Below are 23,169 nucleotides of genomic sequence, written 5' to 3'. Positions count from 1 at the left end.
TTTGTTTAATATTGCCGTTAAAATCTAAAAAAGAACATGTCATTACATCCCTGGCACGAGGTTTCGGTTGGTATTCATCCCCCGGACCAAGTCAACGCAATCATCGAGATTCCCAAAGGTTCGCGCGCAAAATACGAGATCGACAAGGAGAGCGGCCTGATCAAGCTTGACCGCGTGATCTACGCATCCATGTACTACCCGCTGAACTATGGTTTTATTCCCCAGACCCTGGGCGAAGACCATGACCCTCTCGACATCGTTGTGTTGACACAGGTAACCGTGGTGCCGGGCTGTCTGATCCCCTGCAAGATCATTGGTGTTATGCAGATGATCGACCAGGGCGAAGCCGACGACAAGATCATTGCCGTAGCCGAGCAAGACCCGAGCGTAAGCCACATTCAGGATGTAAAAGACCTGCCCCAGCACCTGCGTGCCGAGCTGAAACACTTTTTTGAAAGCTACAAGCAGCTGGAAAATAAGAAAGTGGTCGTAGACGAGTTCCTCTCCAAAGAGAAGGCCGAAGCCATTCTGCAGGCCAGCATCAAGCTGTACAACGAGACATTCGCCAAGAAGTAATGCACATAGGCTTCGAGGCAAAGCGGTTCTTTACGAACTTTACCGGACTCGGTAACTATGCACGCTTTGTCGTCGACGCCCTCAGCGGGTTCTATCCCCACGATCACTACACGCTATATTCTCCTAAAACACGGTCGCATCCCGAGATCGACCCGATCGTACGTCGTTCAAACGTACAGGTCGTCGCGCCCACGGGAGGGTACCGGTACCTGAAAGGGCTGTGGCGATCGTGGGGCGTGAGCCGTCACGACACCGTCCGGGCGCTGGATGTATACCACGGCCTGAGCCAGGAGCTACCGGCCGGTCTACCCGCTGGAATAAAAAAGGTAGTGACCGTACACGACCTGATCTATATACGATACCCGCAATTTTATAAACCGGTCGATGTCGCCATCTACAAAGCCAAAGCAAAGGCAGCCTGTACCAGGGCCGATCGCGTGATCGCCATCAGCCAGCAAACAGCCCAGGACATCGTCGACTTTCTGCACATCGATCCGCGGAAGATCGACGTCGTGTACCAGGGCAGTCATCCCATCTTTAAGCAGATCGTTTCGAGAGAAGCGCAGGCACAAGTACGGCAGAAGTATGATCTGCCTGGCCGCTACATCCTGAACGTCGGCACCCTCGAGCCGCGCAAGAATGCGCACCAGCTCGTAAAGGCCATCGCGTTGCTGCCAAAAGATGTGCGTCTGCCCCTGGTGTTGGTGGGGCGGGCGACCGCCTACAAAGAAGAGATCGTGCGCACGGCCCGGGAGAGGGGCATCGAAGATCAACTGATCTTTTTGCACCAGGCCTCGTTTCAGGACTTCCCGGCCATATACCAGCAGGCGGAGGTGTTTGTATACCCCTCGTTGTTTGAAGGATTTGGTATACCGCTGGTAGAAGCGATCGAGTCGGGGGTACCCGTGATCACATCTACGGGGTCCTGTTTCCAGGAAGCCGCCGGCGAGGGAGCCCTGTATGCCGACCCGCACCGGGAAGACGAACTGGCGCAACAGCTGACCCGTACGTTACAAGACGTTACGCTGCGCAGTCAGTTAGTGGAGACAGGCCGCAAGCACATACAGCAGTTCCAGCCCCCCGTCATTGCGCAGCGCCTGCAGGAAGTATACCATAAGTGAGATTGTTTGCTTTGTGCTTGCTGGCGCAAGTCTGAGCCCCGTCTCGGGGCGGTGACTTGTGCCTATACGGTCGGCAGTTTGCAACTGCCGTCAGCTTTCTGCCCGCCAGTCGCAGACTGGCTACAGTATGGGCACAAGTTCCGCACTGCGTGCTTAAACTTGCGCCAGCAAGTTACTGCCCTGCGGTTGCAAGAAGTTTATCGCGGATAATGTCGTGATAGATTGCCAGCGTGCGCCGGGCCATTTGCTCTTTCGAAAATTCCTTTACTTTTTCCTGTGCCCCCCTGACCAGAGATTCACGCAGGGCCGGGTTTGTCAGGATGGCCTCGATGTGTTCCGCCAGCGCCGTGCTGTCGCCCGTACGCGCTAGCAGTCCCGTCTGACCGGAGATGACCATCTCGGGTATACCGCCGGCCTGTGTCGCCACCACGGGCACCTGCGCCAGGAACGCGTCCAGCACGGAGGTGCCCAGACCCTCCTGGATAGAGGGCATCAGGAAAACATCCAGCTCGGGTAACAGGGAGACCAGGTCTTTCCGGAAGCCGGTAAAGGAGATCACATCGCCCAGCTGTTTATCCTGCACGTATTTCTTTAACGCCTCTTCCTCTGAGCCCTTGCCGATGATTACGCCATGTACAGACAGCTTCTTCTGCACGAGCTTGCCGATGGTATCGATAAACGTGGGATAGTCTTTCTCGTATTCCAGCGCGCCGGTGTTGCCAATGACCGCACGCCCCGGCCGGCGAATGCCCTCGCGCGCGAGCAGGTCACCGCGGCGGGCGGGATCGAACTTATGCAGATCGACGCCGCTATATACCGTAACGGCTTTCTCCGGGTGTTTCAGGTAGGCTTGCATAACCTCCTTGATCTTGTCCGACACACAAAGCACCCGCACGATAGCCGGGTGGTTGTATTTCCAGCGCGTGAACCAGGAGCGCTTCGGCATGAACATCACGCGCCGGCTGAGCACGAGCGGCGTCTGGTTCCCCAACACATGCGAGATCACGCCCAGGCCGTGCGACTTGGCGCTGTGCATGTGCACCAGGTCGATCGCATGTGCGCGGCAATAACGCTTAATCGCCAGCGCCGTACGGAGATCAACCGCATTTTTAAACGGCAAGGCGATAACCGGTATATTTTCTCTTCGGCAATGCGCCTCAAACGCCGACCCTTTTCGCGCGGCTACATGATTTTGCACGCCGTGCTTACCCAGCTCTTCCAGCAGGTAGGCAATCTGTTGCTCGCCGCCACGCCAGGTCTTTTCAGAGCTTAGGTGTAATATGGAAAGAGTAGCCGCCATTGTAGTACACTAGCGGGAAGACTGATTCTTACGCAGCTCGTGAAACCGCAGATACCGCAGGTGACGCTCGTAGGCGGAGTTGACGGCAATGACGAAACCATAAAAGCCATCCAGGAAGCCCGCCTGCAGGAAATACTTCTTCATAAACATAAACCAGGGCTTGATCAGTCCGTGCGTAACAAACCGGTAACGCTTGCCCGCGTTGAAATCCTTTTCTGCCGCCAGGGCCGAGTAGGGGATGATCTTGCGAATGTGACTTTCAATGGTCGGGTACGAGTAGTGATATAGGTCGCCGTCCAGCCGCTGCGAGGTATAGGCCCCGTTAAAGACCAGTTCTTCATGGATCAGGCCTGTCCATTGGGTGAGTCCCTGCTTGAACAGGCGCATTTTATACTCGGGGTACCAGCCGCTGTGACGGATCCAGCGCCCGCAGTAGTTTGTCAGGCGATTTACCTCGTATACTTCGGCGCGGGGGGCCGCTTTTACCTGTAAGATCGCTTGTTGCAACGCCGGGGAGAGAGCCTCGTCGGCATCGATCGACAGGATATAGTCGCCCGTGGTCAGGCTGTTGGCGTAGTTCTTGGAATCCGAATAGCCCGTCCAGGCACGCTGCACCGGCGTCAGTCCATGGCGTTCGATGATAGCACAGGTGCTGTCGGTAGAGAGCGAGTCGAGGATCACGAACTCATCGGCTACAGGTTTCAGCGACTCGATACACCGGCCGATGTTTTTCTCCTCGTTAAAGGTAATGATGACTACAGAAAGAGTTGCCATTTTTCTTATTTCTACCACGTTGCCAGGTGCTGATACACCTTGTGAATGGGCAGGCCCATCACGTTAAAGTACGAGCCGGCGATCGTTGAAATTGCCACCAGGCCGATCCAGTCCTGCGCGCCATAAGCGCCCGCCTTGTCATAAGGTTTATAGGTATCTACGTAAAAGTCGATCTCCTGGGGCGACAGCTTGACAAACGTCACGTCGGTAATGTCGTCAAACGTCTCTTCGCGTTCCTGTGAAAGCATGCAGACACCCGTCATCACGCGGTGTGTGCGGCCGGAAAGATCGCGCAGCATCGCGATAGCCTCGGCACGGTCCTGCGGTTTATTCAGAATGCGATCGCCCAGGATCACGACCGTGTCGGCCGTGATGATGATCTCGCGGCCCATGCGGGGGCGGAAATACTCGGCCTTCTTCGCGGCTAGGTAGCGGGCCACCTGGTCGGCCGGCAGCTCTTGCGGAAAGTCTTCCTCTACGTCGGGCTTCTCGACAGTAAAGGTAAAGCCGGCCTCTTTCATCAGGTATTGTCTGCGGGGAGAGCTGGAGGCGAGAATGATCGGTCGCGTAGGGGATGTGGTCATATCGGTGTTTAAAAAGGGGCATAGACCGGCAGGGCAAATTCTGGTTCGCTGATCGAGCTGAACAGGTAGCCGCCGATAACCTTGGGGTAAAAATACGTCGATTTCTGTGGCATCGTATATCCGCTATGGCACACAGCCTTCACTTCGTCGATCGAAACCTCGTTGGTGATAATGGCCAGTTGCGCCTCTTGTTGCAGGACCTTTTTCAGGCAGTCCGCAAAACTGCGGTCAAAGCTGACATTCGTCGCGCTGCGCTGCTCGCGCCCCGGTATCCCCAACGCTTTTTCAATGATAAAGTAGTGCATCACCGTCAGGTCCAACGCCTTGACCACCGGGGGGAAAGGCCACGGCATGGAGTCCAGCGCCCCGGGCTTGAGCCGTACCTTGTAGGCATTGTCGCGGAACATCAGTCCAAACGCCCACCGCTTGCCCGCGATCACTTCCGGCAGGGTGTCGGCGTCGTCCAGCGGGGTAATGGTGAAATCTTGTTCGAGGCGTTGTAGCAGGGTCTCTTCGTCAAAGCCCGGCAGACCGTGGATAAGCCGGTGCGTCGGCAGAATGCGCAGGTCGTCTGCCTCGGTGTTGGTCAGGTACATCAGGTGATAGTTATACCCTTCGCGGCCGGTATGCGCAGGGTTGGCCGCCTGCTGTTTGTGTTTATAGACCAGCGATCCTTCATAGCGGTGGTGGCCGTCGGCCAGGATGACGTTGCCTTGCTGCAAAACCTGGATAAAGCGCTGTACGATGGTATGATCCTGAATGCAGGCCATGACGTCACGCACGCCCTGGTAGTCTTCCGTTTCATAAAGAGGCGTCTGAATGGCCTCGTCCATGTATCGTTCCAGCTCGAAGGTGGAATCTGTATACAGCCCATGGGTTGCGCTGGCGTGCAGCTGTGTGTTTTCGAGCAAATCGATGCGGTCGTTCACCGCTTTGGGAATGGTGTTTTCGTGTCGCAGAATAACCTGCTCGTCCCACTCGTATACCCGGATGTGACACATAAAACCTTTCCGGCAATACTCCCGGGACGAACCCGCCAGGGTAAAATACTGGTAGTATACATAGATGCCGGGCAGGCGGTCTTGCAGCAGGATCCCCTGGTGTTTCCACTGCGCCAGGCGTTTGCCCGCGTCTGCCGGCGTTTCTTTCGGTACCGACAGGTGAATGCTGTTATACGGATGTTGGTAGAGTGCCTTGCGCTGTTTCTCCGACACGACGTCGAACAGGGGAGAGGTCAGCGAGTCGATGGTGCGGGTAAGTTCTTTACTATACCGCCAGGGACGGATCGGCAAAATTTCAGGCATACTGCGTGTGTCGTAATTAAGATCTGTTTTTTCTCCACCGGCTCACGGTCGTGCCCACCGCAGCAAGCGCGCCATCAGCCGCACCGCGGCCATTGCTTTTCAGCAACGTGCCCGCCAGGATGGCGACGATGGCCTCTTCGGTATGCGTATGGTCGGGTTGCAACGCAGCCGGTGTAAAGTATTTCTCCACAAAGCGCGTGTCGAAGTTACCGGAGCGGAAAGCGTCGTGCTTCATCACAAATCCGCAAAAGCCCAGCGTTGTTTCCAGGCCCGTGATCTCGTAGTCCTGAATGGCGCGGATCATTTTCTCGATCGCCGCCTCGCGTGTTTCTGCATGGCAGATCAGCTTGGCGATCATCGGGTCGTAGTAGAAGGGAATGTCCATGCCTTGCTCGAAGCCGTCGTCCACCCGGATGCCGTGGCCCTGCGGGCGTTTATAGGTCTTGAGCTTACCGATGTCGGGCAGGAAGTTGTTCGCCGGGTCTTCGGCGTACACGCGTATCTCGATGGCGTGGCCGTGCATCTGCAGGTCTTCCTGTTTGAACGGTATCTTCTCGCCTTCGGCGATCCGGATCTGCAGCTGTACCAGGTCCAGGCCGGTGATAGCCTCGGTTACCGGGTGCTCTACCTGCAAGCGCGTGTTCATCTCGAGGAAGTAAAAATTCAGCTTGTCGTCGAGGATGAACTCGATCGTGCCCGCGCCATAGTAGCCGCACGCCTTCGCAGCGTTGATGGCAGCTTCGCCCATCAGCTTTCGTTTTTCTGGCGTCAACACTGATGACGGCGCTTCTTCCACCACCTTCTGGTGGCGGCGTTGGATCGAGCACTCGCGCTCAAAGAGATGCACCACGTTGCCATGCTTGTCGCCAAAGATCTGGAACTCGATGTGGCGCGGGCTGGTGACATACTTTTCGATAAAAACAGAGCCGTCGCCAAAGGCAGAGGTCGCCTCGCTGATGGCGCGTTCCATTTGCTCGGCAAAGCTCGCTTCGTTCTCCACCACGCGCATGCCTTTACCACCGCCGCCGGCGCTCGCTTTGATCAGCACCGGGTAGCCGATGGTCGCGGCGATCTCCTTCGCCCTGGCAACGTCAGTGATCGGTTCGGTCGTGCCGGGCACGAGCGGCACATGAAAGGCCGCGACGGCAGCCTTGGCGGCCAGCTTGCTGCCCATCAGTTCGATGGCTTTGGCGGAAGGCCCGATGAAGATCAGGCCGGCGTCTTCTACGCGCTGGGCAAATGTCTCGTTTTCAGACAGGAAACCGTAGCCGGGGTGAATGGCGTCGGCACCCGTTTGCCGGGCGGCATCCAGGATCTTATCGATGCGTAAATAGGATTCGGAAGAAGGGGGCGGGCCGATGCAGACAGCCTCGTCGGCGTAGCGCACATGCAACGACTGCCGGTCGGCTTCACTAAACACCGCAACAGTCTGTAAGCCGGCCTCCCGCGCGGAGCGCATAATGCGAAGGGCGATCTCACCGCGGTTGGCGACTAATATTTTTTTGATCTTTCTCATGGGTTAAAGGGCCTGAATACAATGCTACGATAATTTCTGCACAGGCAAAGCCCGGGTAGGCGTGTAAGAACACGATTTTTCCTTATTTTTGCGGCCAATAACTAATCCCGAAATGGTAGATTTATTTGACAAGCTTAAAATGGAGGCCGGTCCTCTGGCCAAGTATTCGCATCTCCCGGATGACTACTTCTTCTTCCCCAAACTGGAAGGCGAAATAGGCCCTCACATGAAGTTCAATGGCAAGGATGTTTTAAACTGGAGTTTAAATAACTACCTGGGCCTGGCGAACCACCCGGAAGTACGGAAGACCGATGCTGAGGCAGCTGCCCAGTATGGTATGGGCTTGCCCATGGGCGCGCGGATGATGTCGGGGAACTCAGTAAATCACCTGGAGCTCGAACGCCAACTGGCCGAGTTTGAGCAAAAGGAAGACGTTATGCTGCTCAACTTTGGGTATCAGGGTGTGGTGTCGATCATCGACGCGCTGGTAGACCGCAAAGACGTGATCGTGTACGACGCCGAATCACACGCCTGTATCATCGACGGCGTACGCCTGCACATGGGTAAGCGTTTTGTATACACCCATAACGACATGGACAGCCTCGAGAAGCAGCTGCAGCGTGCCACCAAACTGGCCGAGGAGACGGGCGGCGGCATTCTGGTGATCACCGAAGGTGTATTTGGTATGTCTGGCAAGCAAGGCGACCTCAAAGGCGTTGTTGCCCTGAAGAGTAAATATAATTTCCGTTTATTCGTGGACGACGCGCACGGGTTCGGTACCATGGGTAAGACCGGTGCCGGCACCGGCGAGGAGCAAGGTATTCAGGATCAGATCGATCTGTACTTCTCTACCTTTGCCAAGTCGATGGCCAGCATTGGCGCATTCGTGGCAGGCTCTAAGAACGTGATCAAGTACCTGCGCTACAGCGTACGCTCGCAGATCTATGCCAAGAGCCTTCCCATGCCGCTGGTAGTGGGTGCGCTCAAGCGTCTGGAGCTGTTGAAAACCGATCCTTCGATGAAGGACAACCTCTGGAAGATCGTAAACGCCATGCAAAATGGCCTGAAAGAGCGTGGCTTCAACATCGGCACGACGACATCACCGGTAACACCGGTATTGTTCAAAGGCGGGGTAGGCGAGGCGGCCAACATGGCCATGGACCTGCGCGAGAACTATGGTATTTTCTGCTCTGTGGTGATCTATCCTGTTGTGCCTAAGGATGTTATCATGTTCCGGATCATTCCGACGGCGGTGCATACCCTGGAGGATGTGGAGCGGACCCTGAGCGCATTCTCAAAGCTCAAAACCAAGCTCGACAGCGGGTTCTATCGGGAGGAAGCATTAGTTTCGGTAACGAAGGCAATCTAAAAAAAACCGCCTTAGGGGTTGTTTTTCGGCCTTTTTACTTAAATTGGCATTAGAAACTAAATTTTAATCCTAAAACTCCAAAGACAATGCAAAAGTTTCAAGAGCTCAAAGACCTGATCGCTTCCTTAGAAGGTGATATTGACAAGTTTTATAACAAAGGCAATAGCGCTGCTGGTACCCGTGTTAGAAAGGGTATGCAAGACCTCAAAAATCTCGCACAAACCATCCGCTCTGAGGTTCAAGAGATTAAGAATAAGGCTTAAGTTTATTCTGAAAATATAAAGACCGTTTCGGCAGTACATCAGGACATGCCGAAACGGTCTTTCACTTGTTAACCGTTACACGATTATCTCGCCTTCTTCTTTGCTTTCTTAGGCGCTTTTGCCACCTTCTTCGCCGATTTCTTCACGGCTTTTGCCGCTTTGGCCACCTTCTTCGGCGCAGTCTTCACTACTTTCTTCACTGCTTTTTTCGGCGCCGCTTTCTTGGCTACCTTCTTGGCAGCTTTTTTTGCTGTTTTCCTGGCTGCCTTTTTGGGTGCGGCTTTCTTCGCTGCGGCGGGTGCCTTGACGGGAGCCTTCTTTGTTACCTTTTTTGCCGCCACCTTTTTCGCCGGCACGGGCACAGGTGCCGGGGTGGGCGTCGCCGGAATGCTGTCTGTCTTATCGTGCGCTTCACCGTTTGAAGCTATACCCTTCAGGATCTGGCTGGTGTGGTTTTCCGTATCGACTTTGTCGATGACGTCTTCGATCACACCATCTTCATCAATGATGAACGTTACGCGGGCTGTGCCCATGTACGTGCGTCCATACATCTGCTTTTCTACCCAGGTGCCGTATGCGTCGTGCACTTTACGATCGGTGTCGGCAAGCAAGCGGAACGGCAGATTTTCCTGTTCGATAAATTTGCGGTGCGACTGTTCGTCGTCAGAGCTGATGCCCAGCACCTCGTAGCCCTTGTCTTGCAAGCGCTCGTAGTTGTCACGCAGGTTACACGACTCGGCCGTGCAGCCGGGGGTCATATCCTTGGGATAGAAATACAGAACGACTTTCTGGCCCCGGAGGTCAGAAAGCTTTACAGGCACGCCATCCTGGTCGTTCACTTCGAAGTCGGGGGCTTTGTCGCCAATTTTCAATGCCATATGTTATAGGGGTTAGGGGATTGTTTGTTTGAAAGTGCTCTTGTTACCCGCATTGTCGGTGACCACCAGCTCTAAAGTGCCCTTCAGCGGCGCCTTGTCGGGTCGCTCGGACCAGATGGTTGCGATCTTGCTGTCGTAGTGCATCAGCAACCATTGACCATTGATCGTGGCCTGAAAGGACGCAATGCCCGACAGCTCGTCGCGGATCTTGAACCGAACCGTCTGGTTGTTGATCGAGATCGCCCGGATCGTGGGCGGCGCTACGTCGCGCAACAGGGTAAAGTCGCCCAGCTCGCGCGTTGTAAACTGAATGCGGTCGTTGATCCACTCGCCGCCGATAAAAGCGTACGACTTCCCGGAAATGCGATACACCGCCCACCGGTCGTTGGGAAGATACGTGTTGTTGGTCTGGAGCGACACCGTAATGCTCTTGTGCAGCGGAATGACACGCGTACCGATCGTAAATACCTCACTGCCGGCCCGCAGGAAATGCGCCGTACCAAGGTAGGCCGTGTCATACAACGCACCCAACGGAAACTGCAGGTCCATACCGTCGCCGTAATATTTGTATTCGGTCCCCGAGGGAATGGTTGCGGTCAGTCCGGGCAACACGGTCTTGTTGTTGACAACGATCGAATCGGGCAGGCCACGGCGTAAGTCCACCAGGTACACTTTCCGATTGGTGTTGGCATAGTCGGGCTCGGCTTCGGTCACGGTACCACGAATATAGATCGTTGCTTTGCTCGCAAATTCTTTGGCGCCCCGGGCAGTTACTTGCAGTGTGTTGCCGATGACCTCGTAGGCGACGTCGGTTGTCGCCGGCAGCGGCTCGAGGGTTGGCACCTCGCGCGTGACGGGGTTCGGCTGAAGCTTGAACGTGATCACGCTGGTGTTCTCGCGGCTGTCTTTCATACGGATCTGCACCGTAGAGAGCTTGTTGGGATTCACCGCGATCTTGCCGTTGGAAGGGGAGCTGTCGTAGAACTTCAGGGTATTGCCGTCTTCGATATAAAGTTTGTAGAAGCGTGTGCCCTTGGTGCGCATCGTTCTGAAGTCCATCAGCGTATAGATGGCACGTGTTTCGTTCAGGTCGATCTTGTCGATCGCCTGGCTGAAGACCAGCGCGCTGTCGACCCACATCTCCAGGTAATTTACGCCACCGTAGAACGGACTTTGAGGTGCCAGCTTGTCTTTTGCCAGAAGCTCCACGCCGATCAGGCCGCTGGCCAGGATCGGCGTGGTAATGGCATAGCCCTTGCCAACCTTGCTGCCATAAAATTCGAACCGGCCGAACTTGTCGTTGATCCGCGCATTTTTATCCAGCGTCACCAGCGCGATCTTCTCGGGGGCGGGGGGAAGGTTGTCGGCAATCTCTTTGAAGGCGCCCACCTTCAGCGGATCGACGGCATAGTTGTCGGGATCGCGAATATCGAAGTGCACATGGGGCCCGCCCGAAGAGCCGGAGTTACCCGACAGGGCGATCAGCTCACCTTGCCTGACCGGAAACTGACCGGGTTGAAAGAAGAGGTCTATTTCGCCTGACTTGAGTTTATATTGTTCGCTCAACACGTGTTGCGCGACCGCGCCGAGGAATTTTTCGAGGTGTGCGTACAGCGTCGTGTACCCGTCGGGATGGGTAATGTATAACACATTGCCGTAACCGGACGACCCCATGGAAGCACGCGAGATATAACCGCTCTTGGAGGCGACCACGGGGTACCCCGTCATGTTGTTGGTACGAATGTCGATGCCGGAGTGGAAGTGTGTGGTGCGGAGCTCGCCCATGGTGCCCGCCAGGGAGCCGGGCTGGCCCGGGTGCACCGGGTACAGGAACGACTCGCTCTGCGCCCGGGCGTGATACGACAAGGTCACGGCAACAAAGGCCGCCGTGGTAATTTTATTTAATGCTGAACTCCAATAGTTTCTCATTCTCAATATATGCGGATAGCACATTCCCAACCTTCACCGGACCTACACCCTTGGGAGTGCCCGTAAAAATCAAATCTCCTGTGCGCAGTGTAAAAAATTTCGATACGTACGAAATTATAAAATCGAAGTTAAAAAGCATAAGGCTCGTATTGCCTTGTTGTTTTAATTCTCCGTCGATGGTCAGACGGAAGTTAATATTGTTCAGATCAAAATTACCTACCGGAAGAAACGTATCGCTTATCGGCGCTGAACCGTTGAAGCCTTTGGCAATGTCCCACGGCAGACCCTTTTCTTTCGCCTTCTGTTGCAGGTCACGCGCCGTAAAATCTATGCCGATACCAATGGCGTCGTAATACTTGCTCGCGAACTTGGGTTCAACATTCTTGCCTTCCTTGCAAATACGCAGTACGAGCTCGACTTCATAGTGAATGTCCTGGGAAAACTCAGGATAGTAGAAGGGAGCATTGTTTCGGAGAATGGCTGTATCGGGCTTGGTAAAAATGACCGGTTCGTCGGGGCGCTCGTTGTTCAATTCCTTGATGTGTTCGGCATAGTTCCGGCCGATCGCGAAGATTCTCATGGTACGGTTTTAGTTGATAGTCAATACATTTCAGAAAGGGTTGACCCGGGTATGCATACCGGTAACAGCAGCACGGGCGACTAATCTTTCGGCCTCAATTTATGAAACAATCATGGTGGGGATTTGTATTTTTGTCCAAAATAAATTTAACCCTTATGTGGAAAAAAGTAATCGTTTTTGCAGCTGTCCTCAGCGTGCTGTATGCCTGTAGCAAGGTGGCAGTGACCGGCCGGAGCCAGTTGAGCCTGGTTTCGAATAGTGAAATTATACCGATGGCCAATAAAGAGTATACCGAGGTTCTCAAAAAAGGCCCCATCTCTACCAACCAGGAGCAGACGCAGATGGTGAAACGTGTGGGTGCGAGGATTCAAAAGGCAGTGGAACAATATATGCGCGATAAAGGCGCCTCGTCGGAGCTCTCGGGCTTCGCCTGGGAGTTCAACCTGATCGACGATCCCAAGACGGTGAACGCCTGGTGTATGCCGGGGGGAAAGGTAGCCTTTTATACAGGCATCATGCCGATCTGTAAAGACGAAACCGGTGTAGCCGTCGTCATGGGCCACGAAGTGGCGCACGCCATCGCCAACCATGGCCGGGAGCGTATGAGCCAGTCGATGATCGCCCAGTACGGGTTGAGCACACTGGGCGCCGTGCTGGGACAAAACCCGACGGCCGGTAAAGATCTGCTGATGCAGGCGATCGGTGCCGGTACGAACGTGGGCATGCTGAAGTTCAGCCGCGAGCACGAATCCGAGGCCGATCACATCGGGCTGATCTTTATGGCAATGGCCGGCTACGATCCCAACGCTGCCCCTGCGTTCTGGCAACGCATGAGCGGCGCGGGTGGTGGCCAGGAGCCTCCGGAATTCCTGTCGACGCACCCGTCGCACGGTACGCGTGTGAAAGACCTGCAAGGCTGGATCCCCGAAGCCATGAAATATTATAAGAAGCAGTGATGATAGTCGATCCATAAGGATCGACTGCTTTCAAAAAAGAAAAGGCTGATGTTGTCGTGGACAGCATCAGCCTTTTTTATGGTGGCGCTACGGCAGCGTCATTTCCGGAAGTTGCGTAGCTTGATCTCGGTCAGCTTGCGTTTGGTGTCCAGCGAGAAGTCGCCGTTCATCATCCAGTCGTAGTACGCGGGTTCTTCTTTAAATACGGTCATGACAGCCTTGTTCTTATGCTTGCCAAAGTTGAAGACCTCCTGGCCTTTGTCGTTCATGATCATGCGGCCCGCAAGGTCCACCATGTCGGCACTGGTGAGCTTGGCCAGCACTTCCATGTCATTCCGGATCTCACCCAGCGGACGGTTCAGCCCATCCGTTACAGGTTTGCCTTCATAACGTTCAACCTGGGCGAGAAACACTTCCATCGTTGCTTCGGTGTCGGCTTCGGCGGTGTGCGAGTCGATCAGTTCCTTGCCCACATAGAATTTATACGCGGCCGATAGGGTCCGCTTTTCCATGAGGTGGAATATCTTCTGTGCATCGATGATCTTTTTGCGGCTGTAGTCAAACTCAACGCCCGCCCGCAGGAACTCTTCCACGAGTACAGGTACATCGAACTTCAATACATTGAACCCGGCCAGGTCGGCGCCTTCCAGAAACTTCGCGTATTCTTTCGCTACCTCCTTAAAGGTGGGTTTGCCGGCGACATCCTCCTCGCGTATGCCGTGAATAGCCGACGACTCCGGTGGAATGGGGATCGTGGGGTTCAGTACATTGGACTTCCGGTGGATCTCGCCGTTTGGCATCATCTTAATGACTGCGATCTCCAGGATCCGATCCTGGGCAATGTTGATGCCCGTAGTTTCCAGGTCGAAGAAACAAAGCGGGTTGCGAAGATTGAGTTTCATACAAATACAATAACGTTGTCTACAAACGAAGCGATACCGGCTATCAACGCTAGGCTATGATCTTTTCAGCAAGCGTGTGCACATCAATTCCTCCCAGGTTGCCAGAGCTCATAATGAGCAGGTTTTTGTTCTTCCACGACTGTTGCAGCAGGTACTGTTCCAGCTTCGCTGCTTCGGTAAAGACTTGCAGCGTCGGCAACCCAAAGGCCGACCGTATATCGGCTTCCGCAATCGCCTCCAGCCCTTTGGCTTTTGTCTTCTCGGGGTTTACATATACAATCGGAAGCTGGGCGGCCTTCAGGCTGTCCTTGTAGTTAGGAAGAAAATCTTTATTCAGGCTGCTGTACGTATGCAGCTCCAGGCAGGCCACAAGCTCGCGCGACGGGAATATTTCCTTGAGTGCCTTCACGGTTGCTTTCGCTTTGGACGGCGCATGCGCGAAGTCTTTATAGACCGCCGTCGAGCCATTCTCGTGGATCTTTTCCAGACGGCCTTCGGCCCCTTTGAAGCTCGGGATGGCCTGGAAGAATTGCTCGGGTGTAATGCCGATCTTTTTCAGCACCTCTTTGGCGGCGCTCAGATTCTGGAAGTTGTGGTTGCCAAAAAGTTGAATGGGATGACGCTCTTTGGCGTTGGTCAGGAAGCAGTTGCCGTTGGCATCCTGTGTATGCGCGTGGGTTTTATACACCACTTGCACGATCCCTTCGCGCTCCTTCTTGCCGATCATCAAGGCCAGGGAATCCTGTTCCGAATAGATCAGGATGCCACCCTTGGGGGTATTGTCGGCAAAGATGTCGAACTGTTTTACATAGTCCTCCTCCGACGGGAAGGCGTTCACATGGTCCCAGGAGATGCCGCTGATCACGCCGACGTGGTGCTGGTAGCGCAGGAACTTCGGTGTCGGGTCCAGGGCAGAAGAAGGATATTCGTCACCTTCGATCACAATGACCGGAGCCTGGGAAAGCTTCACGGTGTGCTCCAGCCCGGCAATGCGCGCGCCGATAACATAGTCAAAGTCGCGGTGGAAGTATTTCAGCACGTGCAGTACGATGGCCGTAATGGTGGTCTTGCCGTGGCTGCCGGCGATGACGACACGTTGCTTATCGATGGATTGCTCGTATATGTACTCGGGAAAAGACTTAATCGCCAGGCCGAGCTCTTGGGCCCGGAGCAGCTCGGGGTTGTCCGGACGCGCGTGCATTCCAAGGATCACCAGGTCGATTGATGCATCGAGCTTCTCGGGTACCCATCCCTCTTTTTCAGGTAATAAGCCGTGCTTTGCTAAAGTGCCGCGGGAAGGTTCGAATACCTCGTCGTCTGATCCCGTAACATGGTGTCCCGCTTCTTTAAGAGCGACGGCCAGGCTGTGCATCACGCTGCCACCAATCGCGATAAAATGTATCTTCTGCTTTTTCGGGTGCATGTAAAAAACTAAATCCGGTTTTAAAATAAATGAAAATGTTGCTGGCATACAAATTCGCCCCCGAAGCGCCGCGGATTGCACTTTATTCACACGTGTGACGTTATTGTTGGTAACTTGTTAATAAGTTGTGTAGATAGTGACACGCGCGTATCGTACGTTTGTCCCCCCTAAAAAATTAAACACGTACAACAACCACTGTATGGAGCAAGACAGATCGACGTCCCTGAGGTTTGGTAATAGAACTAACAAGTTGGCGCAGAGAGACATCTCGGCTGGCTTGGGCAAATTACCACCTCAGGTACTTGATCTGGAGGAAGCGGTACTCGGCGCCGTGATGCTCGAGAAAAATGCGCTTAACGCTGTGGTTGAGTTCTTAAAGCCCGAGCACTTCTATGTGGAAAAACATAAAGTGATCTTCGAGGCTGTGCTTGAGCTATTTAAGGCTTCCGAGCCGGTCGATATGCGCACCGTGGTAAATCAATTGCGCAAAAGCGGCAAGCTTGAGCAGATCGAGGGCGCCTATTATATCGCCGAGCTGACCTCCAAAGTAAGCTCTGCCGCCAACATCGAGTACCACGCCCGGGTTATCCTCGAGATGGCCATCAAGCGTGAGCTGATCGAAGTAGCGTCGAAGATCCAGAACGATGCGTACGAAGATACGACCGACGTCTTCCAGCTGCTCGACAAGACCGAGAGCGCCATCTTCGAGATCTCGGATGCCAACCTGCGGAAAAATTATGACAGCATGCGAAACCTGATGGCGCAAGCCATTCAGGAACTTCAAATGCTGCGCGAACATAAAGACGGCCTGACCGGTATACCCAGTGGCTTTACCGCCCTCGACCGTCTCACCTCCGGCTGGCAGCGTTCCGACCTCGTTATTATCGCCGCCCGCCCGGGTATGGGTAAGACGGCGTTTGTGGTATCGGCGCTGCGCAATGCCGCCGTTGACTTTAAAATACCCGTAGCGATCTTTTCGCTGGAAATGGCTTCGATCCAGCTCGTGAATCGTCTCATCGCAGCCGAGGCCGAGCTGGAGAGTGAAAAGATCAAGAAAGGCAACCTGGAAGATCACGAGTGGAAGCAGCTGGTACACAAAACGACCAAGCTCACCACCGCGCCGATCTTTATCGACGACACGCCGGCCCTTTCCATCCTGGAGCTTCGTGCCAAGTGCCGCCGTTTGAAAGCGGAGCACGGCGTGCAACTGGTCGTGATCGATTACCTTCAGCTCATGAAAGGCGAGCAGAGCGGTAACCGCGAGCAGGAGATCGCGTCGATCTCCCGGTCCCTGAAAGGTATTGCCAAGGAGCTGAGCGTGCCGGTACTGGCCCTGTCGCAGTTGAGTCGTAGTGTGGAGACCCGCGGCGGCGATAAACGCCCGCAGCTGTCTGACTTGCGTGAATCGGGCTCCATCGAGCAGGACGCCGACATCGTAATGTTTTTGTACCGTCCGGAGTACTATAAGATCACGGTAGACGAAGACGGTATGCCGACACAAGGCACCGGCGAGGTGATCATTGCCAAGCACCGGAACGGTTCGACCGACAATGTGAAGCTGAAATTTATCGGTAAGTATACCAAGTTCGCCGACCTCGACGGCCCGGCGTCGTACGACAACCCGTTTGGGGGAGGCATGGTAACGCGCGAAAGCCGCCTCAATACGTTGGGCGACGACATGCCGTCGATGCCGCCACCGTCAGTCAACGATGACGAGACGCCGTTTTAAGCGGTAATGCCGATGCCACCGCTACCGGTGCATTATGCCGGAAGCATTATTCGCCGTACCTTTGGCGGTATATGCGAAAGCGTTTTTCCTTCTTTTATTTCCTTTTCCTGCTGACAAGCTGCGTATACCACGACCTGGACAAGCCCGTGATCGACTGCGCCCTGGCCGGCCCGTCGCTGACACTGGCGTCTGTGGTTCCGGCAAGTACCTGTGGCGCGCGCGATGGCCGTATACACGTGACTGCGGCAGGCGGAGAGCAGCCCTATACCTACTTATTGAACAACGCCGCACAAGGCTCCGGCGATTTTCAGGATCTGACAGCGGGTATCTACTCCGTGGGCGTTGTCGATGCCAACGGGTGCGATACGCTCATCACCAATGTAACCGTGGAGGCGGAAGATTTCACCTTTACCGCCGATGTGACCAAAGACAGTGTATGCGAAGGTAATAGTGGCGTCATCGTGCTGATGGTAGAAGAGGTGAATCCACCCTATGCCTACCAGTTGGACAACGGCAACTTCAACGAGACCAGTACCTTTATGGCCGTAAGCCATGGCGATCATACCGTTACCATACGCGATGGACAGGATTGCATCGTGTCGTTGCACGTGACGGTGCCGCGCGGCATCACCGGGACCAGCTGGTCTGCAGATATTCTTCCGGTGATAAAGACCTCTTGTGCGATAACCGGCTGTCACAACGGCTCATCGCGTCCCGACCTGCGCGACTATAACAAGGCGAAGTCCTATGCCGGAGAGATCAAGTCCATGACGCAGGACCGGCGCATGCCGTATGACGGTACACCCTTGAAACAGAGCGACATCGACAAGATCGGTTGCTGGGTGGACGACGGCGCCCCGAATAACTAAGCGTTAGTCGAAAAGTACTTCCTGCAGGGCATTCTGTAATTCCTGAAGGCCTTTGGAGTTGCGTTGCGCGCGCGCCTTTTCAACGCCGGCGTTAAAGACCTTGATGGCGTTATCCTTCTGCTCCAACGACTGATAAAGTTTGCCCAGATGATAATAAGTAGCCAGGTAGTCGGGGTGTTCGAGCACGAGTTGTTTGAACAGGCGAAGCGCAATGCTGTGGTCTGTCTTTTGATACTCTAACGCCAACGCATAGATATTGAACGGATCGCCTGGATCGTCCTCTAAAAATTTCCGAAGTTGTTCGAGACGGGTCATATGTAGGTGCCAAGTAACAAACAAAATCCAGGAATAAAACCTTTCCGCCGAAATGTTTCGACGAAGAGAGCGGCATTTTGAAATTTGCGGGTGGTTTAGCGTTGGGAAAGTGGTTTTTTGTATCTTGGCCCTGTTTCTCAAAAAATAGTTTCGAACATCCTGATTTAGAGCAAGATGAAGATTTTAGTCTGTATAACCCATGTTCCGGATACCACATCCAAAATCAACTTTATAGAGAGCAACACAAAATTTGATCCGTCAGGTGTTCAATTTATTATTGGCCCCTATGACGACTACGCCCTGGCGCGTGCGATCGAGTTGAAAGAGGCCCATGCGGGCACTACCGTTACCGTATTGAACGTAGGACCTGCAGATACCGAGCCGACGATCCGCAAGGCGCTGGCCATCGGTGCCGATGATGCCATTCGCGTAAACGCAGAGCCTGCCGATTCGTTCTTCGTCGCTACACAGATTGCCGAAGAGGCCAAGGCTGGAAATTATACACTTATATTAATGGGACGTGAGTCGATCGACTTTAACGGCGGCGTGGTGCACGGCCTGGTGGGAGAGATGCTCGGCATCCCGTCGGTATCACCGGTCATGAAGCTGGAGCTTTCGGGTACCGTCGCCAAGCTTACCCGCGAGATCGAAGGTGGTAAAGAAGAAGTAGAGGTATCGCTGCCGCTCGTCGCCGGATGCCAGGAGCCCATCGCCGAATGGAAGATCCCCAACATGCGCGGTATCATGTCAGCCCGCACAAAACCGCTCAAAGTGGTAGAGCCGAAGACGGCCGACAGCGGCGTGAAGCTTCACAAGTTCGAGTTGCCGCCGCCGAAGGGCGCGGTGAAAATGATCCCGGCCGACAATGTAGCCGAACTGGTCAACCTGCTCAAGAACGAAGCAAAAGTTATTTGATTTCATCCATCACTTGTAAACGCTATATACTGTATGCCAACACTTGTTTTTGTAGAGAGTGCAGAAGGTAAAATAAAGAAGACATCCCTGGAGGCGGTAGCCTATGCGCACGCATTGGGCGCATCGGTAACAGCCATCGCCCTGGGGGCAGTAGACACGGCAGAGCTGGAGTCGCTCGGAAAATATGGAGCGCAGAAGGTGCTGCACGTAGCCGATAGCAAGTTTAACCAGGGCGTGATCCAGGCCTATGCCTCGGTATTAACGCAGGCCCTGGCCGATGAGAAAGCCGACATATTGGTGCTGGCGGATTCCTCGCTGGGAACACCCGTGGCGGCGCGCGTAGCCGCACGCACAGGTTCCAGCCTGGCTTCTAACGTCGTATCACTGCCCGATACCTCCGCGGGCTTCGTCGTAAAGCGTAGTATCTATACGGGTAAAGCCTTTGCCAACGTGGCATTGAACAATGCCAAAAAGGTCATCAGCTTGAAAAAGAATGCTGCCGAAGCAAAAGAAGTGGGCAGTACGGCATCGGTTACACCATACACGGTGTCGGTACCGGACACGGACTTTGCTGTTAAGATACTGTCTTCTGAAAAAGCCACCGGCGAGGTGCTGCTGCCGGAAGCCAACATCGTTGTATCGGGTGGCCGTGGCATGAAAGGCCCGGAACACTGGGGTATGCTGGAAGACCTGGCGAAAGTGTTGCATGCCGCCACCGGTTGCAGCAAGCCCGTGTCTGACATGGGGTGGCGCCCGCACCACGAGCACGTGGGACAGACCGGTGTGAAAGTAGCGCCTCAACTGTACGTCGCGGTGGGTATTTCGGGTGCCATTCAGCACCTGGCAGGTGTCAATTCTTCCAAATACATTGTGGTCATTAATAAAGACGCCGAGGCACCGTTTTTCAAGGCTGCGGATTACGGCATCGTGGGTGACGCTTTTGAGGTCATCCCCAAGCTGACCGAGGCCCTGAAGGCCGCAAAATAATGAGGGTGGAGTAGTGCCTAATCGGCCGATTTACGTAAGTTGTAAGAAGAAACGCAGTACAGGAGAGATTTAAGTAGAAGTGAAAAAAATCAAACTCGAAATATTAGGGCTTTCGTCCAGTCAGTCCCAGGCCGGTTCATTTGCGTTGGTGCTGGGAGAAACAGAAGGCAACCGCCGACTTCCGATCATCATTGGCATGTTTGAAGCGCAAGCCATCGCCATCGAGATCGAGAAGATCATCCCCAACCGCCCGATGACCCACGACCTGTTCAAGGCCTTTGCCAACAACTTCCACTTTACGGTAGAAGAGATCATTATCTCCGATCTGAAGGAAGGTGTATTCTTTGGCAAGATCGTCTGTTCAGACGGTTTGAAAAAAACAGAGGTGGATGCGCGCCCGTCAGATGCTATCGCCATCGGCCTGCGGTTTGATTCTCCCATTTACACCTACGAGAACATTCTGGCCGAGGCAGGCATCGTGCTGACCGACGAGGCAGAAGAAGATAAGCCCGAGCCCAAGATTGAAAAAGCCAAGATCAAAAAAGAGCCCGTGCGCAAAGACGACTTCAAGAACTACACCGTAGACAAGCTCAACGAGTTGTTGAAGGAGGCGATCGACAAGGAAGATTACGAGCGCGCCGCCAAGATCCGCGACGAGCTGAGCAAACGAAACTAGCTGTGCAGCCGAAACACCTTCGCGGTATCAACAACCAGGCGCAGTGCCGGAAAGTGTCTCAAGAACCTATAGTATACACCTAAACTTTTAAGAATTACCGGTTTACAGAAAAGCTTAAGGCTGAAAGAAAACGCGTTCGGCTTTAAGCTTTTTATGTAAACAGAAGTTCTTGCCCAACGTTATGGAGGATTATTTGCGTGCCCTGGGAGGCCTGGTTTTTATCGTAGGCATAGCCTACCTTTTTTCGGCCGATCGGAAGGCCATCAACTGGCGCCTTGTCGGTGCCGGCATTGCGTTGCAAGTTGTATTTGCCCTGCTGATCGCCAAGGTATCCTTTGTACAAAGCGCCTTTGAATACGTCAGCGCCCAGTTCATTACCTTTTTAAGCTTTGCCCAAAAGGGCGCAGAGTTCCTCTACGGCGACCTGTCTAAAAACTCCGACAATGTTCCCGGCGTGCGGCACTCGCTGGGTTTTCTGTTTGCGTTTCAAACATTGCCTACCGTCATTTTCTTTTCGGCCTTTACGGCAGGACTATACCATCTCGGTATTTTGCAGAAGATCGTATACGCCTTTGCCTGGGTCATGACCCGCACCATGCGGATGTCGGGAGCGGAAAGCCTGTCGATTGCCGGCGATGTTTTTATGGGCCAGACCGAGGCGCCGCTGCTGGTGAAACCCTTTATACCCGGCATGACACAGTCGGAGCTGCACTGCCTCATGGTGGGTGGCATGGCGACGATTGCCGGCAGTGTCTTTGGCGCCTATGTATCCTTCCTCGGCGGCAGTGACGCTGCCGAGCAAACCCGTTTTGCAACCTACCTGCTGACCGCCTCGCTCATGAGCGCGCCGGCGGCAGTGGTGATGGCCAAGCTCTTTTTGCCGGAGCGCGGGTCGATCGATCAATCCCTGAAGCTTACCAAAGAAACGACCAGTGTCAACCTGATCGATGCGATCGCTACCGGGGCCGCCGACGGTCTGAAGCTAGCGCTGAATATCGGGGCGATGTTGCTGGCCTTCATTGCCGTGATCTATGCCGTCAACTGGGTATTGGAGGATTTTATAGGTCACTATACCGGCTTGAACGAGCTTATCCAGCAAAGTACCAACGGCACATTTAAGGCCTTTTCGTTACAGTATATACTGGGGCAGGTGTTTCGTATCTTTGCCTTCGCCATCGGCGTGAATTGGGAAGAGAGCCTGGCCATCGGCAGTTTGCTGGGAGAGAAGATGGTGATCAACGAGTTTATTGCCTATTTCGACCTGGGCACCATGAAGGCGGCCGGCACGCTCAGTGACAAGTCCATTCTGATCGCCACCTATGCCTTGTGTGGGTTTGCCAACTTCAGCTCCATTGCCATTCAGATCGGTGGTACGGGCGGCATGGCACCGACACGCCAGGCCGACATCTCGCGGTTAGGCATGCGCGCCATGATTGCCGCGACGCTCGCCACCATGATGACCGCGACGATTGCCGGCGCACTTTTCTAACTGTGTTTTTCCCTTATTCTTATACTTCATGACCGACGCCGACATTCGTGTATTGCACCACCTGGAGCAGTTTGTTTCGGAGCACAAGAAACAAGTCATGGAAAAGGTATTGAACGATCGTACCCGTCACGTAACGGTTATGCTCGAGGATATCTTCCAGTCGCAGAATGCGAGCGCCGTGATCCGCACCGTCGAGTGTATGGGGTTACAGGATGTACACATTGTTGAGAACCTGGCAAAGTACCAGCTCAACGTCAGGGTATTAAAAGGCTCCTACAAGTGGCTGAACCTGGAGCGCTACCGGTCGCAGGAGGAAAACAACACCGAGGTCTGCTTTAAACGGCTGAAGGCGGCCGGCTACCGGATCATGGTGGCTGACCCCGACGAAGACGGTGTATCGATTCACGATGTGGACATCACCGCCGGACGAGTGGCCCTGCTGTTCGGCAACGAGCTGCGCGGTATATCACCCTATGCACGGGAGCATGCCGACCAGCGCATCCGGATCCCGATGTACGGTTTTACCGAGAGCCTGAACATCTCCGTCAGTGTGGCCATGTGTCTGAATGTATTGATTACCAAGCTGCACCAATCGGATTTCAATTTCCGGCTTTCCGAACAAGAAAAGCAGATCATACGGTTGCATTGGTTCCGGAAAATGGTGCGCAAGTCCGATGTCATTGAACGCGAATTTTTACGCACAATTCAGTAGCT

At 54.3% G+C, this 23,169-nt stretch carries 23 protein-coding genes; 12 read left to right on the top strand and 11 right to left on the bottom strand.

All coding sequences use genetic code 11. The features are described from left to right. Nucleotides 1-36: 36 nt before the first annotated feature. Together KK078_RS08225 and KK078_RS08220 are read left to right on the top strand one after the other, a co-directional pair. On the top strand, nucleotides 37-576 hold the full coding sequence (locus KK078_RS08225; protein ID WP_254089775.1) for an inorganic diphosphatase: 540 nt from the start codon (nucleotides 37-39) through the stop codon (nucleotides 574-576). Further along, the gene (locus KK078_RS08220) at nucleotides 576-1,697 is read left to right on the top strand and encodes a glycosyltransferase family 4 protein (RefSeq protein ID WP_254089774.1); all 1,122 of its coding nucleotides are present in this window, start codon (nucleotides 576-578) and stop codon (nucleotides 1,695-1,697) included. The genes KK078_RS08225 and KK078_RS08220 overlap by 1 nt, the downstream gene beginning before the upstream one ends. A gap of 172 nt (nucleotides 1,698-1,869) precedes the next feature. Here KK078_RS08220 and KK078_RS08215 read toward each other — a convergent pair whose 3' ends face one another. The 5 genes from KK078_RS08215 to accC are packed head-to-tail and all read right to left on the bottom strand — an operon-like array spanning nucleotide 1,870 to nucleotide 7,175. After that, the gene (locus KK078_RS08215) at nucleotides 1,870-2,997 is read right to left on the bottom strand and encodes a glycosyltransferase family 4 protein (RefSeq protein WP_254089773.1); all 1,128 of its coding nucleotides are present in this window, start codon (nucleotides 2,995-2,997) and stop codon (nucleotides 1,870-1,872) included. Between the two features lie 9 nt (nucleotides 2,998-3,006). After that, the gene (locus KK078_RS08210) at nucleotides 3,007-3,771 is read right to left on the bottom strand and encodes a glycosyltransferase family 2 protein (protein ID WP_254089772.1); all 765 of its coding nucleotides are present in this window, start codon (nucleotides 3,769-3,771) and stop codon (nucleotides 3,007-3,009) included. Between the two features lie 11 nt (nucleotides 3,772-3,782). After that, the gene (locus KK078_RS08205; RefSeq protein WP_254089771.1) at nucleotides 3,783-4,355 is read right to left on the bottom strand and encodes a Maf family nucleotide pyrophosphatase; all 573 of its coding nucleotides are present in this window, start codon (nucleotides 4,353-4,355) and stop codon (nucleotides 3,783-3,785) included. A gap of 8 nt (nucleotides 4,356-4,363) precedes the next feature. Beyond that, nucleotides 4,364-5,659 carry a DUF1015 domain-containing protein gene (locus tag KK078_RS08200; protein WP_254089770.1) on the bottom strand — a complete coding sequence of 432 codons (1,296 nt, stop codon included), beginning with the start codon at nucleotides 5,657-5,659 and terminating at the stop codon, nucleotides 4,364-4,366. Between the two features lie 16 nt (nucleotides 5,660-5,675). Further along, the gene (accC, locus tag KK078_RS08195; protein WP_254089769.1) at nucleotides 5,676-7,175 is read right to left on the bottom strand and encodes an acetyl-CoA carboxylase biotin carboxylase subunit; all 1,500 of its coding nucleotides are present in this window, start codon (nucleotides 7,173-7,175) and stop codon (nucleotides 5,676-5,678) included. A gap of 112 nt (nucleotides 7,176-7,287) precedes the next feature. Here accC and KK078_RS08190 point away from each other — a divergent pair, with 112 nt between their 5' ends. Next, the gene (locus tag KK078_RS08190) at nucleotides 7,288-8,544 is read left to right on the top strand and encodes an aminotransferase class I/II-fold pyridoxal phosphate-dependent enzyme (protein WP_254089768.1); all 1,257 of its coding nucleotides are present in this window, start codon (nucleotides 7,288-7,290) and stop codon (nucleotides 8,542-8,544) included. An 86-nt stretch (nucleotides 8,545-8,630) separates the two neighbouring features. Then, nucleotides 8,631-8,807: a histone H1 gene (locus KK078_RS08185; RefSeq protein ID WP_254089767.1), complete on the top strand. Its 177-nt coding sequence runs from the start codon at nucleotides 8,631-8,633 to the stop codon at nucleotides 8,805-8,807. An 83-nt stretch (nucleotides 8,808-8,890) separates the two neighbouring features. Here the strand turns inward: KK078_RS08185 and bcp are convergent, their stop codons facing one another. Genes bcp through KK078_RS08170 form a run of 3 tightly spaced genes read right to left on the bottom strand, consistent with a single transcriptional unit; the run spans nucleotide 8,891 to nucleotide 12,194 of the window. Continuing rightward, nucleotides 8,891-9,685 carry a thioredoxin-dependent thiol peroxidase gene (bcp, locus tag KK078_RS08180; protein ID WP_254089766.1) on the bottom strand — a complete coding sequence of 265 codons (795 nt, stop codon included), beginning with the start codon at nucleotides 9,683-9,685 and terminating at the stop codon, nucleotides 8,891-8,893. 12 nt (nucleotides 9,686-9,697) lie between these two features. After that, on the bottom strand, nucleotides 9,698-11,614 hold the full coding sequence (locus tag KK078_RS08175) for a M23 family metallopeptidase (RefSeq protein ID WP_254089765.1): 1,917 nt from the start codon (nucleotides 11,612-11,614) through the stop codon (nucleotides 9,698-9,700). Then, the gene (locus KK078_RS08170; RefSeq protein ID WP_254089764.1) at nucleotides 11,583-12,194 is read right to left on the bottom strand and encodes a fumarylacetoacetate hydrolase family protein; all 612 of its coding nucleotides are present in this window, start codon (nucleotides 12,192-12,194) and stop codon (nucleotides 11,583-11,585) included. The genes KK078_RS08175 and KK078_RS08170 overlap by 32 nt, the downstream gene beginning before the upstream one ends. A gap of 155 nt (nucleotides 12,195-12,349) precedes the next feature. On the opposite strand from KK078_RS08170, the gene KK078_RS08165 reads away from it, so the two are divergent. Further along, nucleotides 12,350-13,150 (top strand): M48 family metallopeptidase, encoded by an 801-nt coding sequence (locus KK078_RS08165; protein WP_254089763.1) that lies wholly within the window; start codon nucleotides 12,350-12,352, stop codon nucleotides 13,148-13,150. A gap of 98 nt (nucleotides 13,151-13,248) precedes the next feature. Here KK078_RS08165 and KK078_RS08160 read toward each other — a convergent pair whose 3' ends face one another. Beyond that, nucleotides 13,249-14,052, bottom strand: coding sequence for a 3'-5' exonuclease (locus tag KK078_RS08160; RefSeq protein ID WP_254089762.1), 804 nt, complete (start codon nucleotides 14,050-14,052; stop codon nucleotides 13,249-13,251). 49 nt (nucleotides 14,053-14,101) lie between these two features. Further along, entirely contained in the window at nucleotides 14,102-15,475 is a 1,374-nt protein-coding gene (locus KK078_RS08155) for a UDP-N-acetylmuramate--L-alanine ligase (protein WP_254089761.1), read from the bottom strand. A gap of 199 nt (nucleotides 15,476-15,674) precedes the next feature. Between KK078_RS08155 and dnaB the strand changes: the two genes are divergently transcribed. Both dnaB and KK078_RS08145 read left to right on the top strand, forming a co-directional pair. Beyond that, a complete protein-coding gene (gene dnaB, locus KK078_RS08150) occupies nucleotides 15,675-17,204 on the top strand; it encodes a replicative DNA helicase (protein ID WP_254089760.1) in 1,530 nt (509 codons plus the stop codon). 71 nt (nucleotides 17,205-17,275) lie between these two features. Further along, a complete protein-coding gene (locus KK078_RS08145) occupies nucleotides 17,276-18,073 on the top strand; it encodes a SprB repeat-containing protein (RefSeq protein WP_254089759.1) in 798 nt (265 codons plus the stop codon). Nucleotides 18,074-18,076: 3 nt separating this feature from the next. Here KK078_RS08145 and KK078_RS08140 read toward each other — a convergent pair whose 3' ends face one another. Further along, the gene (locus tag KK078_RS08140) at nucleotides 18,077-18,388 is read right to left on the bottom strand and encodes a tetratricopeptide repeat protein (RefSeq protein ID WP_254089758.1); all 312 of its coding nucleotides are present in this window, start codon (nucleotides 18,386-18,388) and stop codon (nucleotides 18,077-18,079) included. Between the two features lie 174 nt (nucleotides 18,389-18,562). On the opposite strand from KK078_RS08140, the gene KK078_RS08135 reads away from it, so the two are divergent. The 5 genes from KK078_RS08135 (at nucleotide 18,563) to KK078_RS08115 (ending at nucleotide 23,167) form a co-directional block, all read left to right on the top strand. Then, on the top strand, nucleotides 18,563-19,303 hold the full coding sequence (locus tag KK078_RS08135) for an electron transfer flavoprotein subunit beta/FixA family protein (protein WP_254089757.1): 741 nt from the start codon (nucleotides 18,563-18,565) through the stop codon (nucleotides 19,301-19,303). A gap of 33 nt (nucleotides 19,304-19,336) precedes the next feature. Continuing rightward, a complete protein-coding gene (locus KK078_RS08130) occupies nucleotides 19,337-20,290 on the top strand; it encodes an electron transfer flavoprotein subunit alpha/FixB family protein (protein WP_254089756.1) in 954 nt (317 codons plus the stop codon). A gap of 79 nt (nucleotides 20,291-20,369) precedes the next feature. Next, nucleotides 20,370-20,966: a bifunctional nuclease family protein gene (locus KK078_RS08125; RefSeq protein ID WP_254089755.1), complete on the top strand. Its 597-nt coding sequence runs from the start codon at nucleotides 20,370-20,372 to the stop codon at nucleotides 20,964-20,966. 181 nt (nucleotides 20,967-21,147) lie between these two features. Then, nucleotides 21,148-22,455, top strand: coding sequence for a NupC/NupG family nucleoside CNT transporter (locus KK078_RS08120; RefSeq protein WP_254089754.1), 1,308 nt, complete (start codon nucleotides 21,148-21,150; stop codon nucleotides 22,453-22,455). Between the two features lie 28 nt (nucleotides 22,456-22,483). After that, nucleotides 22,484-23,167, top strand: a complete 684-nt coding sequence (locus KK078_RS08115) for a TrmH family RNA methyltransferase (RefSeq protein WP_254089753.1) — start codon at nucleotides 22,484-22,486, stop codon at nucleotides 23,165-23,167. Nucleotides 23,168-23,169 lie beyond the last annotated feature (2 nt).

It is taken from the genome of Dawidia soli (assembly GCF_018598185.1).
Lineage (GTDB): Bacteria > Bacteroidota > Bacteroidia > Cytophagales > Cyclobacteriaceae > Ohtaekwangia > Ohtaekwangia soli.
Note: the sequence above shows the minus strand (reverse complement) of the source record. Positions and strands in the feature narration are given on the sequence as shown.

Bases quoted from the DNA above. Each gene is read 5' to 3' on its own strand.
- KK078_RS08225 (WP_254089775.1), top strand. From the start codon at position 37: ATGTCATTACATCCCTGGCACGAGGTTTCGGTTGGTATTCATCCCCCG.
- KK078_RS08220 (WP_254089774.1), top strand. From the start codon at position 576: ATGCACATAGGCTTCGAGGCAAAGCGGTTCTTTACGAACTTTACCGGA.
- KK078_RS08215 (WP_254089773.1), bottom strand. From the start codon at position 2,997: ATGGCGGCTACTCTTTCCATATTACACCTAAGCTCTGAAAAGACCTGG.
- KK078_RS08210 (WP_254089772.1), bottom strand. From the start codon at position 3,771: ATGGCAACTCTTTCTGTAGTCATCATTACCTTTAACGAGGAGAAAAAC.
- KK078_RS08205 (WP_254089771.1), bottom strand. From the start codon at position 4,355: ATGACCACATCCCCTACGCGACCGATCATTCTCGCCTCCAGCTCTCCC.
- KK078_RS08200 (WP_254089770.1), bottom strand. From the start codon at position 5,659: ATGCCTGAAATTTTGCCGATCCGTCCCTGGCGGTATAGTAAAGAACTT.
- accC (WP_254089769.1), bottom strand. From the start codon at position 7,175: ATGAGAAAGATCAAAAAAATATTAGTCGCCAACCGCGGTGAGATCGCC.
- KK078_RS08190 (WP_254089768.1), top strand. From the start codon at position 7,288: ATGGTAGATTTATTTGACAAGCTTAAAATGGAGGCCGGTCCTCTGGCC.
- KK078_RS08185 (WP_254089767.1), top strand. From the start codon at position 8,631: ATGCAAAAGTTTCAAGAGCTCAAAGACCTGATCGCTTCCTTAGAAGGT.
- bcp (WP_254089766.1), bottom strand. From the start codon at position 9,685: ATGGCATTGAAAATTGGCGACAAAGCCCCCGACTTCGAAGTGAACGAC.
- KK078_RS08175 (WP_254089765.1), bottom strand. From the start codon at position 11,614: ATGAGAAACTATTGGAGTTCAGCATTAAATAAAATTACCACGGCGGCC.
- KK078_RS08170 (WP_254089764.1), bottom strand. From the start codon at position 12,194: ATGAGAATCTTCGCGATCGGCCGGAACTATGCCGAACACATCAAGGAA.
- KK078_RS08165 (WP_254089763.1), top strand. From the start codon at position 12,350: ATGTGGAAAAAAGTAATCGTTTTTGCAGCTGTCCTCAGCGTGCTGTAT.
- KK078_RS08160 (WP_254089762.1), bottom strand. From the start codon at position 14,052: ATGAAACTCAATCTTCGCAACCCGCTTTGTTTCTTCGACCTGGAAACT.
- KK078_RS08155 (WP_254089761.1), bottom strand. From the start codon at position 15,475: ATGCACCCGAAAAAGCAGAAGATACATTTTATCGCGATTGGTGGCAGC.
- dnaB (WP_254089760.1), top strand. From the start codon at position 15,675: ATGGAGCAAGACAGATCGACGTCCCTGAGGTTTGGTAATAGAACTAAC.
- KK078_RS08145 (WP_254089759.1), top strand. From the start codon at position 17,276: ATGCGAAAGCGTTTTTCCTTCTTTTATTTCCTTTTCCTGCTGACAAGC.
- KK078_RS08140 (WP_254089758.1), bottom strand. From the start codon at position 18,388: ATGACCCGTCTCGAACAACTTCGGAAATTTTTAGAGGACGATCCAGGC.
- KK078_RS08135 (WP_254089757.1), top strand. From the start codon at position 18,563: ATGAAGATTTTAGTCTGTATAACCCATGTTCCGGATACCACATCCAAA.
- KK078_RS08130 (WP_254089756.1), top strand. From the start codon at position 19,337: ATGCCAACACTTGTTTTTGTAGAGAGTGCAGAAGGTAAAATAAAGAAG.
- KK078_RS08120 (WP_254089754.1), top strand. From the start codon at position 21,148: ATGGAGGATTATTTGCGTGCCCTGGGAGGCCTGGTTTTTATCGTAGGC.
- KK078_RS08115 (WP_254089753.1), top strand. From the start codon at position 22,484: ATGACCGACGCCGACATTCGTGTATTGCACCACCTGGAGCAGTTTGTT.